Origin of the sequence: Stenotrophomonas sp. Marseille-Q4652, assembly GCF_916618915.1 — a bacterium.
In the GTDB taxonomy this organism is placed as follows: Bacteria; Pseudomonadota; Gammaproteobacteria; order Xanthomonadales; family Xanthomonadaceae; genus Stenotrophomonas.
In genome coordinates this window covers 1,943,374-1,959,202 of the sequence record NZ_CAKAKE010000001.1, presented here as the reverse complement: position 1 = coordinate 1,959,202, position 15,829 = coordinate 1,943,374, and the positions used below count along the sequence as shown (strand labels likewise).

12 protein-coding genes, 1 pseudogene and 1 riboswitch are annotated in these 15,829 nt (G+C 68.3%); of the genes and pseudogenes, 6 read left to right on the top strand and 7 right to left on the bottom strand.

Going from position 1 to position 15,829, the window contains the following annotated elements; translation table 11 throughout:
* Positions 1-116 precede the first annotated feature (116 nt).
* The 3 genes from LG380_RS09345 to LG380_RS09335 are packed head-to-tail and all read left to right on the top strand — an operon-like array spanning position 117 to position 1,707.
* Positions 117-554 carry an alcohol dehydrogenase catalytic domain-containing protein gene (locus LG380_RS09345; protein ID WP_225764761.1) on the top strand — a complete coding sequence of 146 codons (438 nt, stop codon included), beginning with the start codon at positions 117-119 and terminating at the stop codon, positions 552-554.
* A complete protein-coding gene (locus LG380_RS09340) occupies positions 455-1,276 on the top strand; it encodes a zinc-binding dehydrogenase (RefSeq protein ID WP_225764760.1) in 822 nt (273 codons plus the stop codon). Before LG380_RS09345 ends, LG380_RS09340 begins: the two co-directional genes overlap by 100 nt.
* A gap of 26 nt (positions 1,277-1,302) precedes the next feature.
* Positions 1,303-1,707 (top strand): hypothetical protein, encoded by a 405-nt coding sequence (locus LG380_RS09335; RefSeq protein ID WP_225764759.1) that lies wholly within the window; start codon positions 1,303-1,305, stop codon positions 1,705-1,707.
* Positions 1,708-1,795: 88 nt separating this feature from the next.
* On the opposite strand, the gene ahcY is transcribed toward LG380_RS09335, so the two are convergent.
* Positions 1,796-3,244: an adenosylhomocysteinase gene (ahcY, locus tag LG380_RS09330; RefSeq protein ID WP_225764758.1), complete on the bottom strand. Its 1,449-nt coding sequence runs from the start codon at positions 3,242-3,244 to the stop codon at positions 1,796-1,798.
* 36 nt (positions 3,245-3,280) lie between these two features.
* Positions 3,281-3,388: riboswitch (S-adenosyl-L-homocysteine riboswitch) on the bottom strand.
* A 137-nt stretch (positions 3,389-3,525) separates the two neighbouring features.
* Between ahcY and LG380_RS09325 the strand changes: the two are divergent.
* Both LG380_RS09325 and ppc read left to right on the top strand, forming a co-directional pair.
* A pseudogene (locus tag LG380_RS09325) lies at positions 3,526-6,025 on the top strand (prolyl oligopeptidase family serine peptidase).
* Between the two features lie 168 nt (positions 6,026-6,193).
* Positions 6,194-8,905 carry a phosphoenolpyruvate carboxylase gene (gene ppc / locus LG380_RS09320; protein WP_225764757.1) on the top strand — a complete coding sequence of 904 codons (2,712 nt, stop codon included), beginning with the start codon at positions 6,194-6,196 and terminating at the stop codon, positions 8,903-8,905.
* An 8-nt stretch (positions 8,906-8,913) separates the two neighbouring features.
* On the opposite strand, the gene LG380_RS09315 is transcribed toward ppc, so the two are convergent.
* Positions 8,914-9,414 carry an acyl-CoA thioesterase gene (locus LG380_RS09315; protein WP_225764755.1) on the bottom strand — a complete coding sequence of 167 codons (501 nt, stop codon included), beginning with the start codon at positions 9,412-9,414 and terminating at the stop codon, positions 8,914-8,916.
* Positions 9,415-9,535: 121 nt separating this feature from the next.
* Positions 9,536-10,771 carry a methionine adenosyltransferase gene (metK, locus tag LG380_RS09310; RefSeq protein WP_225764754.1) on the bottom strand — a complete coding sequence of 412 codons (1,236 nt, stop codon included), beginning with the start codon at positions 10,769-10,771 and terminating at the stop codon, positions 9,536-9,538.
* 196 nt (positions 10,772-10,967) lie between these two features.
* Between metK and LG380_RS09305 the strand changes: the two genes are divergently transcribed.
* Complete coding sequence (locus LG380_RS09305) at positions 10,968-12,047, top strand: metal-dependent hydrolase (RefSeq protein ID WP_225764753.1); 1,080 nt, start codon at positions 10,968-10,970, stop codon at positions 12,045-12,047.
* A gap of 18 nt (positions 12,048-12,065) precedes the next feature.
* Here the strand turns inward: LG380_RS09305 and LG380_RS09300 are convergent, their stop codons facing one another.
* The 4 genes from LG380_RS09300 to LG380_RS09285 form a co-directional block, all read right to left on the bottom strand.
* Entirely contained in the window at positions 12,066-12,887 is an 822-nt protein-coding gene (locus LG380_RS09300) for a methyltransferase domain-containing protein (protein WP_225764752.1), read from the bottom strand.
* Positions 12,888-13,077: 190 nt separating this feature from the next.
* Positions 13,078-14,067, bottom strand: a complete 990-nt coding sequence (gene dusB / locus LG380_RS09295) for a tRNA dihydrouridine synthase DusB (RefSeq protein ID WP_225764751.1) — start codon at positions 14,065-14,067, stop codon at positions 13,078-13,080.
* A 54-nt stretch (positions 14,068-14,121) separates the two neighbouring features.
* A complete protein-coding gene (locus tag LG380_RS09290) occupies positions 14,122-14,742 on the bottom strand; it encodes a DUF4893 domain-containing protein (RefSeq protein WP_225764750.1) in 621 nt (206 codons plus the stop codon).
* A gap of 118 nt (positions 14,743-14,860) precedes the next feature.
* A complete protein-coding gene (locus LG380_RS09285; protein WP_225764749.1) occupies positions 14,861-15,817 on the bottom strand; it encodes a ribokinase in 957 nt (318 codons plus the stop codon).
* Positions 15,818-15,829 lie beyond the last annotated feature (12 nt).

Here is a 15,829-nt window from a genome sequence, read left to right as displayed (position 1 = left end):
CACGTACATCGAATCCACGCGGCCGCAACGATGCTCAGCCACGCTGTTCACGGCTCGCAGGCGAAGGTCAGTGTTCCCGCCGGCAATGCCAGCCCGCGCCTTGAACGGAGACGCCCATGCTGGCCACCAGCTATCGCCGACCGCGCACGATGCGGATCGAACACGTCGCAGAGCCCGAAATCGAGCATCCCAATGACGCCATCGTCCGCGTCACCCGTTCCTGCATCTGCGGCTCGGACATCCACATCTACAACGGACTGGTGCCGGACACGCGCGTGGGTTCGATCATCGGCCACGAGTTTTGCGGCGTGGTCGAGGAAGTCGGCCCCTCGGTGCAGAACCTCAAGGTCGGTGACCGCGTGCTGGTGCCGTTCAACATCTTCTGCGGCAGTTGCGAGTTCTGCCAGAAGGAGCTCTACGGCACTGCCACAACGTCAATTCGCAGGCCAGCGCGATGGGCGGCTTCTACGGTTACACCCATACCGCCGGCGGCTACGACGGTGGCCAGGCCGAGTACGTGCGCGTGCCCTTCGCCGACGTCGGCCCGACCGTGATCCCGGATGACATCCACATCGAGGACGCGGTGCTGCTGACCGATGCCTTTCCCACCGGCTACCAGGCCGCGGAGATGGGGAGCATCCGCGAGGGCGACACCGTGGTGGTGTTCGGTGCCGGTCCGGTGGGCCTGTTCGCGGCCAAGAGCGCGTGGTTCTTCGGTGCCGGCCGGGTGATCGTGGTCGATTGCGAGGACTACCGCCTGGAGTTCGCGCAGAAGTTCGCGCACGCCGAAACCGTCAACTTCCGCGAGGTCGATGACATGGCCACGCACCTGAAGAAGATGACCGACTGGATGGGCGCGGATGTGTGCATCGACGCGGTGGGCTGCGATGCCACTGGCAGCACCTTCCACGGGGTGACCGGCAAGATCCTGATGCTGCAGGCCGGCTCGCCGATTGCACTGCACTGGGCGATCAACAGCGTGCGCAAGGGCGGACGCATCTCGATCGTCGGCGTCTACGGGCCGACCTTCAACATGATTCCGATCGGCAATGCGGTGAACAAGGGCCTGACCCTGCGCATGAACCAGGCCAGCGTGAAGCGCCACCTGCCTCGCCTGATCGAGCACATCCGCGCCGGCCACATCTCCCCGCGCGAGATCATCACGCACCGCATTCCGCTTGAAGACGTGGCCGACGCCTACGACATCTTCGTCAACAAGCGCGACAACTGCATCAAGCCGGTACTGATCCCGCCGTCGGCGAGGAACGACAGCTGATGGCCGGCACCGCACAGGAGAACCCCATGGATCGCAGCAAGTTTGCCCATATCCCCGGCTGGGGCTCGGACCTCGAGCGTGAGAACCGCCCGGCAGTTCCCATGGAGCGCACGCCGCCGCGGCTGGACGTGCCGTGGAGCAATCCGCCTCCGGCGCAGCCGATGACGGTGGAAGTGCTCAAGTCGGTCGAACGTCCCGAGCATTCGCGTACCTTCGGCACCCGCCTGCCGCCCAAGGGCCTGAGCGGCGTGATCCGCCGCGCGGCGTTCAAGCGCAGCGAGAACGACATCGGCCACTGGCTGACGCTGATTGCCGCCGACCGGGTCAACGTGGTCGAGGGCTTGTGCGAGGACGTCAGGCGCTCGCCGGGGAAAGCCGCGCTCGTCGGTGTTGGCGCAGCGCTGGCGGCCTGGTGGCTGCTGCGTGACTGACAAAGCCGCACTGGAGTGCATGACAAAAAACGGGCGCCTCGCGGCGCCCGTTCTGCTTTCTGCATGATCCGGCCGGGGCCGGCGCCACTCAGTAGCGGTAGTGGTCCGGCTTGTACGGACCTTCCACCGGCACGCCGAGGTAGTCGGCCTGCTCGGTGGACAGCTTGGTCAGCACCACGCCGATTTTTTCCAGGTGCAGGCGGGCCACTTCCTCGTCCAGCTGCTTGGGCAGGCGGTAGACGGTCTTCTCGTAGGTGTCCTTGTTCGCCCACAGGTCAATCTGAGCCAGGGTCTGGTTGGCGAACGAGTTGGACATCACGAAGCTCGGGTGGCCGGTGGCGCAGCCCAGGTTCACCAGGCGGCCTTCGGCCAGCAGGAAGATGCTGTTGCCGTTGGCGAAGGTGTACTTGTCCACCTGCGGCTTGATGTTGGTGTGTACCAGGCCCGGCAGTGCCTTCATCGCATCGACCTGGATCTCGTTGTCGAAGTGGCCGATGTTGCAGACGATGGCCTGGTCCTTCATCGCGCTGAGGTGTTCGACGCGGATGATGTCCTTGTTGCCGGTGGTGGTGACATAGATGTCGGCGGTGCCCAGGGTCGATTCGACCGTGTTCACCTCATAGCCTTCCATCGCCGCCTGCAGCGCGCAGATCGGGTCGATCTCGGTGACGATGACGCGGGCGCCGTAGGCGCGCAGAGAAGCGGCCGAACCCTTGCCGACGTCGCCGTAGCCGCAGACCACGGCCACCTTGCCGGCCAGCATCACGTCCAGCGCACGCTTGAGGCCATCGGCCAGCGACTCGCGGCAGCCGTACAGGTTGTCGAACTTGCTCTTGGTGACCGAGTCATTGACGTTGATTGCCGGCACCAGCAGCTTGCCCTGTTCGGCAATCTGGTACAGGCGGTGCACGCCGGTGGTGGTCTCCTCGGACACGCCCTTCCAGTCGGCAACCACGCGGGTCCAGTAGCCCGGGCGCTCGACGGCCACGCGCTTGAGCAGGTTCTTGATGACCTGTTCCTCGTGCGAGCCGGAAGCCGAGTTGACCCAGCTGTCATCGCCCTGTTCCAGCTCGTAACCCTTGTGGATCAGCAGGGTGACGTCGCCACCGTCGTCGACCACCAGCTGCGGGCCGGTCAGGGTGCCGTCGGGCAGGGTGAAGGTCAGCGCGTCCAGGGTGCAGTCCCAGTATTCCTCCAGGGTCTCGCCCTTCCACGCGAACACCGGGGTGCCGGTGGCGGCGATGGCGGCGGCGGCCTGGTCCTGGGTGGAGAAGATGTTGCACGAGGCCCAGCGCACGTCGGCGCCGATGTCCTTCAGGGTCTCGATCAGCACCGCGGTCTGGATGGTCATGTGCAGCGAGCCGGTCACGCGCACACCATTGAGCGGCCTGGTGGCGGCATGCTTGCGACGGATGGCCATCAGGCCCGGCATTTCGTGTTCGGCGATGTCGATTTCCTTGCGGCCCCAGTCGGCCAGGGAAATATCGGCAACCTTGTAATCGCCTTCGGTGGAGAAGGTCTTGGCAACAGCATTCATTGGGAATAGCTCCGGTGTGGTGCGAGAACACTCGCGTTTCGCCGGGCGCCGTTTGTTGCGTGAGCCTGCGCCGAGCCTGGCCGTGGTTGCAGGGCGGCGTGGCCGGCTCCCGCGATGTCCATGGTCGCAGCGCCCCTCGGCGAAGGGGACTGCCGATTATACCGGGGCCCATCGGTGCCGGATGAATCGCCCCGGGCGGGCGACCCAACCATCGACAGGGGGCCACGGCCGGCGGCCCTGTTAAGGTTCACGGCTTCCTCACCTGTCTACCGAGTGTGCCGATGACCGTGTCGCGTTGCCCCCGTCGATGGCCGACGGCTCTCCTGCTGGCCTCCTCCCTGCTCATGGCTGCCCCGGTGTGGGCCGAGGCGCCGCCCTCGCTGGCCACCCAGGCCCAGTCCGGCTACCAGCTGCCCTCGGCCGCGTTGAAGGCCATCGTCGATGCCCCACGTGCGCCGTCGCTGTTCCTGTCGCCGCGCCGGGACCTGGCCGTGCAGATGGGGCACGCCATCGCTGCCATCGATCGCGCAGGTGGCGCAGCCGGAACTGAAGCTGGCGGGGCTGCGCATCCATCCGCGCACCTATTCGGAAAGCCGCTTCAGCTTCGGCAACTCGCTGGTTCTGAAGTCGGTGGCCGATGCCAGCGAGCGCCCGATCAAGGGCCTGCCGCAGGACCTGGCCGTGGCCTCGCTGGCGTGGTCGCCTGACCAGCGCTTCCTTGCGTTCAACCACATCGATGCGGCCAACGGCGGCAACGAACTGTGGCTGGTGGATATCGGCAGCGCCAGCGCGCGCCGCCTGCTCGGCGGGTTGAACACCGTGCTCGACGATGGCTACCAGTGGCTGCCGGACAGCTCCGGCCTGATGGTGCAGCTGCAGCCCGAGGGCCGCACCCCGCCGCCGGAAAGCACCGTGCCGACGGGCCCGGCGATCCAGCAGACCGGTGCCACCGGCGAGGTGCGGGCGATCCGCACCTACCAGGACCTGCTGGCCAACGAGAATGACGCCGCACGCTTTGACCACTACGCCACCGTGCAGCCGGCACTGGTGTCGCTGGGCGGGCAGGTGCAGCACATCGCCCAGCCGGGCATCTACCTGGCCCTGTCGCTGTCGCCCGATGGCAAGTACCTGCTCAGCCAGCGCGTGCAGCGCCCGTATTCCTACCTGGTGCCGGTGTCCGGCTTCCCGCGCGTGATCGAGGTGCTGGACCGCAGCGGCAAGCTGGTCCATCGCCTGGCCAGCCTGCCGCTGGTCGAAGGCCTGCCGACTGGCAACGATGCGGTGCCGACCGGCCCGCGTTCGGTCAGCTGGCGCGGCGATGCCGATGCCACCCTGGTGTGGGCCGAGGCCCAGGACGGCGGCGATCCGGCGCGCGAGGCTACCATCCGCGACGCCGTGCTGTCGCTGCCGGCGCCGTTCGACGGCAAGCCGGTCACCCTGGCCCAGCTCGGCAGCCGTTACGGCGGCATCCGCTGGGGCCGCGGTGACGTGGCGATCCTGGGCGAGCGCTGGTTCAAGACCCGCTGGAGCAAGACCTGGCTGATCGCCCCGGACCAGCCGGGCAACGAGCCCAGGTTGCTGGACGACCGTTCCTCGCAGGACCGCTACAACGACCCGGGCACGCCGATGATGGCCGTCGGCGCCAATGGCCGCGCGCTGCTGCAGTTTGCCGAGGATGGCGAGTCGATCTTCCTGGCCGGTGCTGGTGCCTCGGCTGAAGGCGACCGTCCGTTCGTGGACCGCTACAACCTGGCCAGCGGCCAGAAGCAGCGCATCTTCCAGTCGCCGGCCGAGGGCAGCTACAGCGCGCCGGTCGCGGTGCTCGATGACCGTGGGCAGAAGCTGGTGGTGACCCGCGAAACCCCGGACGTGCCGTCCAACATCTTCGTGCTCGACCAGGCCAAGGGCACCGAGCTGAAGCTGACCGACGTGCGCCACCCGGTGCCGTCGCTGGCCGGCGTGCGCAAGGAGCAGATCCGCTATCCGCGTGCCGACGGCGTGCAGCTCACCGCCGAACTCCTGCTGCCGCCGGGCTACGACCCGAAGAAGGACGGCCCGCGCCCGGTGCTGATGTGGGCCTACCCGGGCGAGTTCAAATCCGCCGATGCCGCCTCGCAGGTCAGCGGGTCGAAGTACCGCTTCAACACGCCTTCCTACTGGGGCCCGCAGGCGATGCTGGCCAAGGGCTGGGTGGTGCTCAACGACCCGTCGATGCCGATCATCGGCGAAGGCGATGCCGAACCCAACGACACCTACGTCGAGCAGCTGGTCGCCTCGGCCGAGGCCGCGGTGTCCGAGCTGGAGAAGCGTGGCGTGGGTGAGCGCGGCAGGATCGCCGTCGGCGGCCATTCCTACGGTGCGTTCATGACCGCCAACCTGCTGGCGCACACCCGGCTGTTCGCCGCTGGCATCGCCCGCAGCGGCGCCTACAACCGCACGCTGACCCCGTTCGGTTTCCAGGCCGAGGAGCGCAACTACTGGCAGGCGCAGGACACCTACCTGAAGATGTCGCCGTTCAACCATGCCGACCGGATCAAGGATCCGATCCTGTTCATCCATGGCGAACAGGACAACAACTCCGGCACCTTCCCGATCCAGAGCGAGCGCATGTTCGCCGCGATCAAGGGCCTCGGCGGCAATGCGCGGCTGGTGATGCTGCCCAACGAATCGCACGGCTACCGCGCGCGCGAGTCGATCCTGCACATGCTGGCCGAGACCGAGCGCTGGCTGGAGCAGCACGTGGGCAAGGTCGAGGCGAAGGACAGCAGCAAGCGTCGCTGATCCATGGCCTCGCGGCACGACAGGACGGGGCCCGAGCGGCCCCGTCCTGCTGTCCGGGAACCGCTGCGCGACTGGATTCAACTGCAACCTTTCCGCCGGGTACTGCATGGCGAGAAACACACCTGCGTTGCGCTAGGCTTGGGTCGAACCCGATCAGAGCGTGTGTGGATGAACGAGTACCGCAGCAGCATCGTGTTTGCGACCCCGGACCTGCCATTGCGCGATGACGTGCGCCGCCTCGGCGCGATGGTCGGCGAACTGCTTGCCGAGCAGGTGTCCGAGGGGTTCCTCGACGAGGTCGAGCAGGTGCGCACCACCGCCATTGCCCGGCGCGAAAGCCAGGCGCCTCTGCAATCGCTGAGCGAAGGCCTGGCCGGACGTTCCCCCCGCGAGGCCGAATCGCTGGTGCGTGCGTTCAGCACCTACTTCCAGGTGGTGAACATCGCCGAGCGCGTGCACCGCATCCGCCGCCGCCGTGACTACCAGCGCGCCGGCACCCGTCGCCCGCAGCCCGATGGCCTGCATGACACCTTCAGCAAGCTCAAGGCCAAGGGCGTGAGCCTGGAGGAGCTGGCGGGCTGGCTGCCGCGCATCGATATCGAGCCGGTGTTCACTGCCCATCCCACCGAGGCTATGCGCCGCGTGCTGCTGGAGAAGGAGCAGCTGATGGTCGCCAGTCTGGTGGCCGACCTGGATGGACAGCGCACGCCCGGCGAACGCGCCGCGGACATGGCGCGCTTCCGCATGGCGCTGACCTCCGGCTGGCAGACCACCGATTCCTCGCCGGTGCGGCCCACCGTCGATGACGAACGCGAGCACGTCGGCTTCTACCTCACCCGCGTGCTGTACCGGGTCATCCCGGTGCTGTACGAAACCCTTGACCGGGCACTGGTCGACACCTGGGGCCGCAGCCTGCCGCTGCCGCGCTTGCTGCGTTTCGGTACCTGGGTGGGCGGGGACATGGACGGCAATCCCAACGTCGATGCCACGACCATCACCGCCACGCTCGATGCACAGCGCCAGTCGGTGCTCGGCCTGTACCAGCAGGAGCTGCTGCAGCTTGCCAGCGTGCTCAGCCAGTCCACCGCGCTGGTCGGCGTGGACGAGGCGGTGAACGAGCGCATCGCGCACTACCGTACGCTGCTGCCGGAGGTGAGCTCGCGACCGCGCCATGGCGACATGCCGTACCGCCAGCTCAACGACCTGATGCGCGCGCGCCTGCAGGCGACGCTTGACGATGCCGACGGCGGTTATGGCTCGCCGCAGGAGTTCATCGACGACATCGAGCTGATCCTGCACAGCCTGGAGAACAACCGGGGCATCCATGCCGGCTGGTTCTCGGTGCGGCGCCTGCTGTGGCGCGCGCGCACCTTCGGCTTCCACCTGGCGCGGCTGGACGTGCGCCAGGAGTCCTCGGTGCACGCGCGTGCGCTGGCGGCGGTGCTCGGTGGCGAGGAGGCCTGGGACGTGCTGGACGCAGCCGGGCGTGCGGACCAGCTGGCCGACCCGGCCAGCGGCAAGCAGGTGCTGGTGCAGGGCGACGACGAAACCGGCCAGCGCCTGGACGCGGTGTTCGCCGCGCTCGCCGACGCGCGCCGGCGCCATGGCCCCGATGCGCTGGGCAACTACATCATCTCCATGGCGCATGACCGCAGCGACGTGCTGGCGGTGCTGGCGCTGGCCCGGCGTGGCGGACTGGTCGACGACGATGGGCAGGTGCCGCTGGACATCGTGCCGCTGTTCGAGACTGTGGATGACCTCAAGCGCGGCAACGACACCGTGCGCGACCTGCTGTCCGACCCGGTCTACCGCGCCCACCTGCAAGCGCGCGGCAACACGCAGATGGTGATGCTGGGCTACTCGGACAGCGGCAAGGATGGTGGCATCGCCGCCTCGCGCTGGGGCCTGCAGCGCGCGCAGGTGGAACTGCTGGAAGTGGCATCGGCGGCCGGTGTGCGCCTGACCTTCTTCCATGGCCGTGGGGGCTCGATCAGCCGCGGCGGTGGCAAGACCACCCATGCGGTCGACGCTTCGCCGCGCGGCAGCATCGACGGCCGCCTGCGCGTGACCGAGCAGGGCGAGGTGATCCATCGCAAGTACGGCATCCGCGCGCTGGCGCTGCGCTCGCTGGAGCAGGCCACCGGCGCGGTGCTGGCCTCGAGCCTGCGCCCGCGCGCGCCCGAGCCGCGCGAGGAACAGTGGCGCCCGGTGATGGACGTGGTGGCCGCGGAAAGCTCGCGTGCCTACCGCGCCTTCGTCGGCCACGGCGATTTCATGAACTACTTCCGCACCGCCACGCCGATCGACGTGATCGAGCGCATGACCCTGGGCTCGCGGCCCTCGCGCCGGCTGGGCGAGGACGCCGCGCTGTCAAACCTGCGCGCGATCCCGTGGGTGTTCGCCTGGAGCCAGTCGCGCGCGGTGATCCCGGGTTGGTTCGGCGTCGGCAGCGGCCTGCAGGCCGCGGCCGATGCCGGGCACGAGGCCACCCTGCGCGAGATGGCCCACGACTGGCCATTCTTCGAGACCTTCCTCGATGACATCGCGATGGTGCTGAGCAAGGGCGACCTCAACATCGCCGAACAGTTCTCCCGCCTGTCCGGCCCGCTGCACGGGATCTTCTTCCCGTTGATCCGCGCCGAGCTGGCGTTGACCGCGCGCTGGCTCACGCGCCTGAGCGGCCAGGCCGGGCTGCTCGACCACGACCCGCGGCTGGCCCTGTCCATCCGCCTGCGCAATCCCTACATCGACCCGATCAGCGTGCTGCAGGTGGACCTGCTCAAGCGCTGGCGCGACAGCGGGCGCGAGGACGAGGAGCTGCTGCGCGCGCTGGTGGCCTGCGTCAACGGCGTCTCGCAGGGCGTGCAGAACACCGGCTGAGCCGCGGCTTACACGATCCCGGTCGGCGCGGCCTGCAGCAGTTCCAGGTGGCGCTGCTCCATCTCCTGGCGCAACTGCCGGCGGATCTGCGCCGCCGCGTAGCGGCGTTCCTCGTCCGGGCCCTGGGGATGCAGCGCCGGCACCGGGGTCGGCCTGCCGTCGTCATCGACCGCGACCATGGTGAAGAAGCAACTGTTGGCGTGGCGCACGCTGCGGTTGAGGATGTCCTCGGCCACCACCTTGATGCCCACTTCCATCGACGAGGTGCCGGTGTAGTTGACCGAGGCCAGGAAGGTGACCAGCTCGCCGACGGCGATGGGCTGGCGGAACATCACCTGGTCCACCGACAGGGTGACGACGTAGTGCCCGGCATAGCGGCTGGCGCAGGCATAGGCGACCTGGTCGAGCAGGCGCAGGATCGCGCCACCGTGGACCTTGCCGGAGAAGTTGGCCATCTCCGGGGACATCAGCACGGTCATCGACAGATGGTGGGACTTGAGTTCGCTCATGGGTGCGGTGGCGGCAGGAGTGGCCTGCAGGCTACCAAAGCCGCGACCACATCCCTGCATTGCCCGGAAACGACGAAGCCCCGCACGGGGCGGGGCTTCGTGGGTGATGCGGTCGGCTCGCTTACTTGAGCTTGGCGGCCTTGCGCAGTGCCTCGGCGCGGTCGGTCTTCTCCCAGGAGAAGGCGGTCGCGTTCTGGGTCTTGCCCTCGCCGTCGATGTACGAGAACTCCTTCGGCTTGCGGCCGAAGTGGCCGTAGGCCGCGGTCTGCTGGTACATCGGGTGGATCAGGTCGAGCATCTTGATGATGCCGTACGGGCGCAGGTCGAAGTGCGCACGGATCAGCTTCTCGATCTGCGCGTCCGGGATCTTGCCGGTGCCGAAGGTGGTGACCGAGATCGAGGTCGGCTCGGCCACGCCGATGGCGTAGGAGACCTGCACTTCGCACTTGTCGGCCAGGCCGGCGGCGACCACGTTCTTGGCGACGTAGCGGGCGGCGTAGGCGGCCGAACGGTCAACCTTGGACGGATCCTTGCCCGAGAACGCACCACCACCGTGGCGGGCCATGCCGCCGTAGGTGTCGACGATGATCTTGCGGCCGGTCAGGCCGCAGTCGCCCACCGGACCACCGATGACGAATATGCCGGTCGGGTTGATATGCACCTTGTTCTTCGGCAGCGAATCCAGCCACGCCTTCGGCAACACCGGCTTGAGGATGTACTCGCGCACGGCCTCGATAAGGTCCTTCTGCTTCACGCCCGGGTCGTGCTGGGTCGACAGCACCACGGCATCCAGGCCGGCGATGCGGCCGTCCTCGCTGTAGCGCAGGGTGACCTGGCTCTTGGCATCCGGACGCAGCCACGGCAGCGGCGAGTTCTTCTTCTTGCGGACCTTGGCCTGCTGCTCGACCAGTCGGTGCGAGTAGTAGATCGGGGCCGGCATGAATTCCGGGGCCTCGTTGCAGGCATAGCCGAACATCAGGCCCTGGTCGCCCGCGCCCTGTTCTTCCGGCTTCTTGGCCTTGCGGTCGGTGCCGTCGACGCCAGCGGCGATGTCCGGCGACTGCTTGCCCAGCATGTTGATGATGGCGCAGGTATGGCCGTCGAAGCCGACGTTGGAGTTGTCATAACCGATCTGGTTGATGACGTTGCGGGTCAGCTCCTCGATGTCGACCCAGGCCGAGGTGGTGACTTCGCCGGCGACGATGGCCGCACCGGTCTTGACCAGGGTTTCGCAGGCCACGCGGGCGCGCTTGTCCTGGGTCAGGATCGCGTCCAGGACCGCATCGGAGATCTGGTCGGCAATCTTGTCCGGATGGCCTTCGGACACCGATTCGGAAGTGAACAGGTAGCTGGACATTAAGGCAATATCCCTTGATTCGGATGGAAAGATGGGCGCGCATGATACACGCGCCGCGCCCTGCATGCATTCCCCGTCTTCAGGTGTTGCCGAAAGTTAAGTCCGCACCGGGACGCAGGCCCGGACCAGTCTCCACCCGCGGCGTTACGTGGGGGTGACCGGGCGGCGGACCGGCCGCGGCTGCTAGCATCGGCCGATGGATTCCATCAGCCAGATCGTCCTGGGCGGCGCCGTCGCCGCCGCCATTGCACCCGCCGGACATCGCCGCGCGGCCCTGCTGGCCGGGGCCGGACTGGGCACCTTGCCCGACCTGGACGGCCTGCTCATCGCCGCGTTCACCCGCGACCCGGTGATGCTGATGACCGTGCACCGCAGCTTCAGCCATTCGCTGCTGGTGCTGCCGCTGCTGGGCACGCTGATCTGGTGGCTGTACCTGCGTTTTGGCCATGGCCGCGTGGCACAGGCGCCGCGGCGCTGGTGGTGGGTCATCGTGCTGGCGCTGGTGACCCACCCGCTGCTCGATGCCTTCACCGTGTACGGCACTCAGCTGTGGTGGCCCTTCATGCCGTCGCCGACGATGTGGTCGAGCGTGTTCATCATCGATCCGTTGTACACGGTGTGGCTGCTGGTCGGCTGCGCGGTGGCGTGGTTTGCGCGGGCACGGCCGTCGGCGCAGCGCGCGCTGGTGGCCGGTCTGCTGCTCAGCAGCGGCTACCTGGGCTGGTCGCTGCTGGCCAAGGGCATGGTCGAACGGGAGGCCCAACGCAGCCTTGCCGCGATCGGCCTGGGCGATGCGCCGCGCTTCTCGGTGCCAATGCCCTTCAACACCCTGCTGTGGCGGGTGGTGGCGATGACGCCGCAGGGCTACGTGGTCGGCGACCGCTCGCTGTGGGCCGACGAGGGTCCGATGCACTTCGAGGGCCATCCGTCCAACGTGCAGGCACTGCGCCAGGCGCAGTCGATCCCGGCCGTTGCCCGGCTGCAATGGTTCAACCGCGGCTTCATGCGCGCCCGGGTGGTGGATGGCGAGCTGGTGCTCAGTGACCTGCGCATGGGCCTGGAGCCGGACTACAACTTCAACTTCGCCGTGGCCCGGGCTGACGGGCAGGGCTGGCGCCAGATGCCCCCGCAATCGCGCCCGCCAGCGTATCGCAGCGAGGGCGGGCGCGAGCTGCTCAAGCAGCGGCTGCACGCGATGTGGCAGCGCATCTGGACCATGCCGCCGCCTGCCGGCGAAGCGGCTGCTGCGCCGGCGGTGGGCGCCCCGTCGCGATGACCTGGCGCCGTGCCACGATCAGTAGACCGTGGCCCGGGCCTGCACGAAGGAATAGAAGAACACCGCGTCCGGATCGTTCTGGACCTGGCTGAACTCCCGGCGCATGCCATCGACCGTGGCCTGGTCCACCTTCTCGGCGGCCAGCAGCTGGTCGGCCGCCGACAGCAGCAGTTCCTCCCACAGCGCGAACATCACCTTGCGCCGGGCCGGTTCGCGGTTGTCCAGGTGCAGGGTGCGGGTCTGGGTCTGCACGTCGCGGAAGCCACCGGCCAGCAGCAGGTTGCCGAGCTTGGCACCGACGAAGGGGTCGCCGCCGCTGTCGATCTGGAAATCGTTGAATGCCATCCAGTAGCGCCACAGGTTGGGCGAATACGGATCGAGCAGGAACGAGGCGTTCATCACCTCGGTCAGGTACACCGGCGAGCCGGGGCTGAGCACGCGCCGCACTTCGGCCAGCGCGCGGGCCGGCGAGGGCACGTGCTCCAGCACCCAGCACAGGAAGGCCCCATCGAAGCTGCGTGCATCGAACGGCAGGTTGGTGGCATCGGCCTGCTGGAACTCGTAGCGGCCCTGCAGCCACGGCATGGTGCCGAGCTGTTCGATGGCCGCGCCAAGCTGGCGCTCGTTGAGGTCGATGCCGGTCACGCGCAGCTCGGGGAAGCGGCGCAGCAGGATCTCGGTCTGCGCACCGACGCCGCTGCCCACTTCCAGCACGTGGCGCGAATTGCAGAAGTCGATGTCGTGGAAGATCGTCGGCTCGAACAGTCTGGCCTGCTTGCGCAGTCGCGCCTGTTCGGTGGCCGAGAAGCCATGCAGGTAGGGGAAGTCGTTGCGGGTCATGGCACGGGATCGTGTAGGAAGCCCGGCAGTATCGTGCCCCCGTTCCCGACGCGATGTGCACGCGCCAGGGAAGCAGTGTTGCCGTGGAGGCGCCTATCGTGGCGCCGCAAGGGTTTGCCACGACGCCATCCAGATGGCGGTGTCTCCTGAGCTCATCACCAATGGTGATGACCACGGCAGTAGCGTGGCTTCAGGCCGCCTGTGCGTGTTCGTCGGCGATCAGCGCGTCGAAGTAGTCGGCGGTGAGGCGGAGCTGTTCTTCCGGAGTCTCGGCGCGGTTGACCACCGCGCGGAAGGCGGCGTTCTCCGGGCGGTCCTTCGCGTACCAGCCCAGGTGCTTGCGGGCGATGCGCACGCCCTGCGGTTCGCCGTAGAAGGCGTGCAGGTGGGTGAGGTGGCCAAGCAGGATGTCGCGCACCTCGGCCAGCGACGGCGGCGGCAGTTCCTGGCCAGTGGCCAGGTAGTGGGCGATCTCGCGGAAGATCCACGGCCGGCCCTGGGCGGCGCGGCCGACCATTACCGCATCGGCACCGGTGTGCTTGAGCACGAGCGCGGCCTTGCGCGGCGAGTCGATGTCGCCGTTGGCAATCACCGGGATCGACAGCTGCGCCTTGATCGCGGCGATGGTGTCGTACTCGGCTTCACCGGTGTAGTGCTGGTTGCGGGTGCGGCCGTGGATGGCCAGCGCGGCGATGCCGGAACTCTCTGCGATATGCGCGATGGTCGGCGCGTTGCGCACCTCGGCGCACCAGCCGGTGCGGATCTTCAGCGTCACCGGCACCTGGACCGCGGCAACCACCGCCTCGAGGATGCGCGCGACCAGCTGCTCGTCGCGCATCAGCGCCGAGCCGGCCCAGGCGTTGCACACCTTCTTCGCCGGGCAGCCCATGTTGATGTCGATGATCTGCGCGCCGTTGTCCACGTTGTAGCGCGCCGCCTCGGCCAGCTGCCGCGGCTCGGTGCCGGCGATCTGCACGCTGATCGGCGCCGGTTCGCCGGCGTGGTCCATGCGGTGGATCGACTTGCGGGTGTTCCAGAAGCGCGGATCGGAAATCGTCATCTCCGAGGCAGCCAGCCCCGCGCCCAGCTGCTTGCACAACTGCCGGAACGGCTTGTCGGTCACGCCCGCCATGGGCGCCAGGACGACGTTCGGGGCGATGGTGTAGGGGCCGATCTGCATGCGCGCATTGTCGCAGCCGTGGCCGGCGGCGGCGAGTGCGCCTGCCGCGGGCGTTCAGCGCTTGAAGTGGTAGACCTCGAAGTCGTCACCGGTGGCGTCAAGCACCAGCAACAGCTCGTCGGCACCGATCCGGCGCAGCACGCCGGCGCTGTTGCCGTCGCCCGGGGCCTGGCTTTCGGCCGGCCGCTGCGGATCGTAGTCGGCCGGGGTCTGGGCGTTGATCGTGGCCGCGCCGAGGAAGGCCAGCATCGGTTCGCCCTGCAGCGGATACAACTGGCCGCTGCGGCGCTGCGAGCCGGAGGTCTTGGCCAGGTGGTAGCCGCAGGGGTTGCGGTCGATCAACGCGTTGAAGAACGGATAGGCGAACACCTGGCCGGCGTCGCCGAACAGGCGCGAGAACTGCAGCGAGCGTACCCGCCACCGGCCCTGCAGGTCGCCCAGTGGCAGGGCCGGGCGCTCGAGCAGGGCCAGCAGCTCGGCGGCCTCGGGCTGGTCGCCGATGGGCAGCAGCCGCTCCTCCAGTCCGAGTCCGCGCGAGTCGATCAGGTCGGCATCGGCCGGCAGGGCGCGTTCGCGCCAGTCGCAGCCGGCAGGTTCGGCCGCGCGCAGCGACAGCGGCAGGCTGGCGGCGAGCGTCAGCAGCAGGACGGCGGGGATTACGGACGGGGAGGGCATTGCAGTCTCCGGCTTGGACACGGGTTGCCACTGTCGGCGCAGGCCGGGGCCGGCGCAATCCACGTTTCGGGGGAGCAGATGCAACAAGGCCCGCTTGCGCGGGCCCGGTGGGGTTCCATCAGCCGGCGTCGGCCGGAGTGAAGTGTGGCATCGCCACCGCTGCGCCTTCCTTCTCGGTGGAGCGCCCGGCGAACTGGTTGGCAAAGCGTACGTGGCGGGCGAACGGTGCCTCCGGCGACTGTGCGATCGAGGCCGCCAGAGCACCATTGAAGGCATCGCCGGCGCCGGTGGTGTCGATGGCCTGGACCTGTTCGGCGCCAACCCGGTAGTAGGGCTGGGTGTCGCCGCGAAGGTTCTCCTCCGCATGGGAGACGAATACGCCCACCGCGCCAAGGGTCACCACCACGGTGCCGTTGCCGACCAGCTTGCGGCACAGGCCGTGCAGCGTGGCGCCGTCCAGCGTGGCCACGTTGTCGGCTTCCACGCGCTCGCCGACATGGCGGCTGAGCAGGGCGGCGAACTCGGTCTCGTTCGGGGTCAGCACGTCGGCCAGCTTGAGCAGGCCGATGCTGGAGGGCGCATCGGCCGGTGCGGCATTGAGTACGGTGGTGACACCGGCTTCGCGTGCGGCGGCCAGCACCGCCTCGATGGTCTCCACCGGCGATTCCAGCTGGGCCAGCACCACGCCGGCCCCGGCCAGCAGCGCGCGCTGGGCCTCGATGAACTCCGTGCTCAGCGCGGCATTGGCACCGGGGCCGATGACGATGGTGTTGCGGCCGCGGCTGTCGACATAGATGCCGCCCGTGCCGGTGGCTTCGCTGCTGGGTTCGGCCACGACGGCAAAACCGTCCTGCGCGGCCAGCCCGCGTGCCATCGCGCCGCCGGCGTCATCGCCAAGCGCGCACAGGAACGTGGTGTCCGCACCGGCACGGCGCGCGGCCACGGCCTGGTTGAAGCCCTTGCCGCCGGGGCCGGTGCTGTAGCGGCCGGCAATGGTCGCACCCGGCGCGGGCAGGGTGTCGCAACGCCAGACGTGATCGACATTGAAGGAACCAGCTACTACGACAGAACTCATGGAATCGACTTC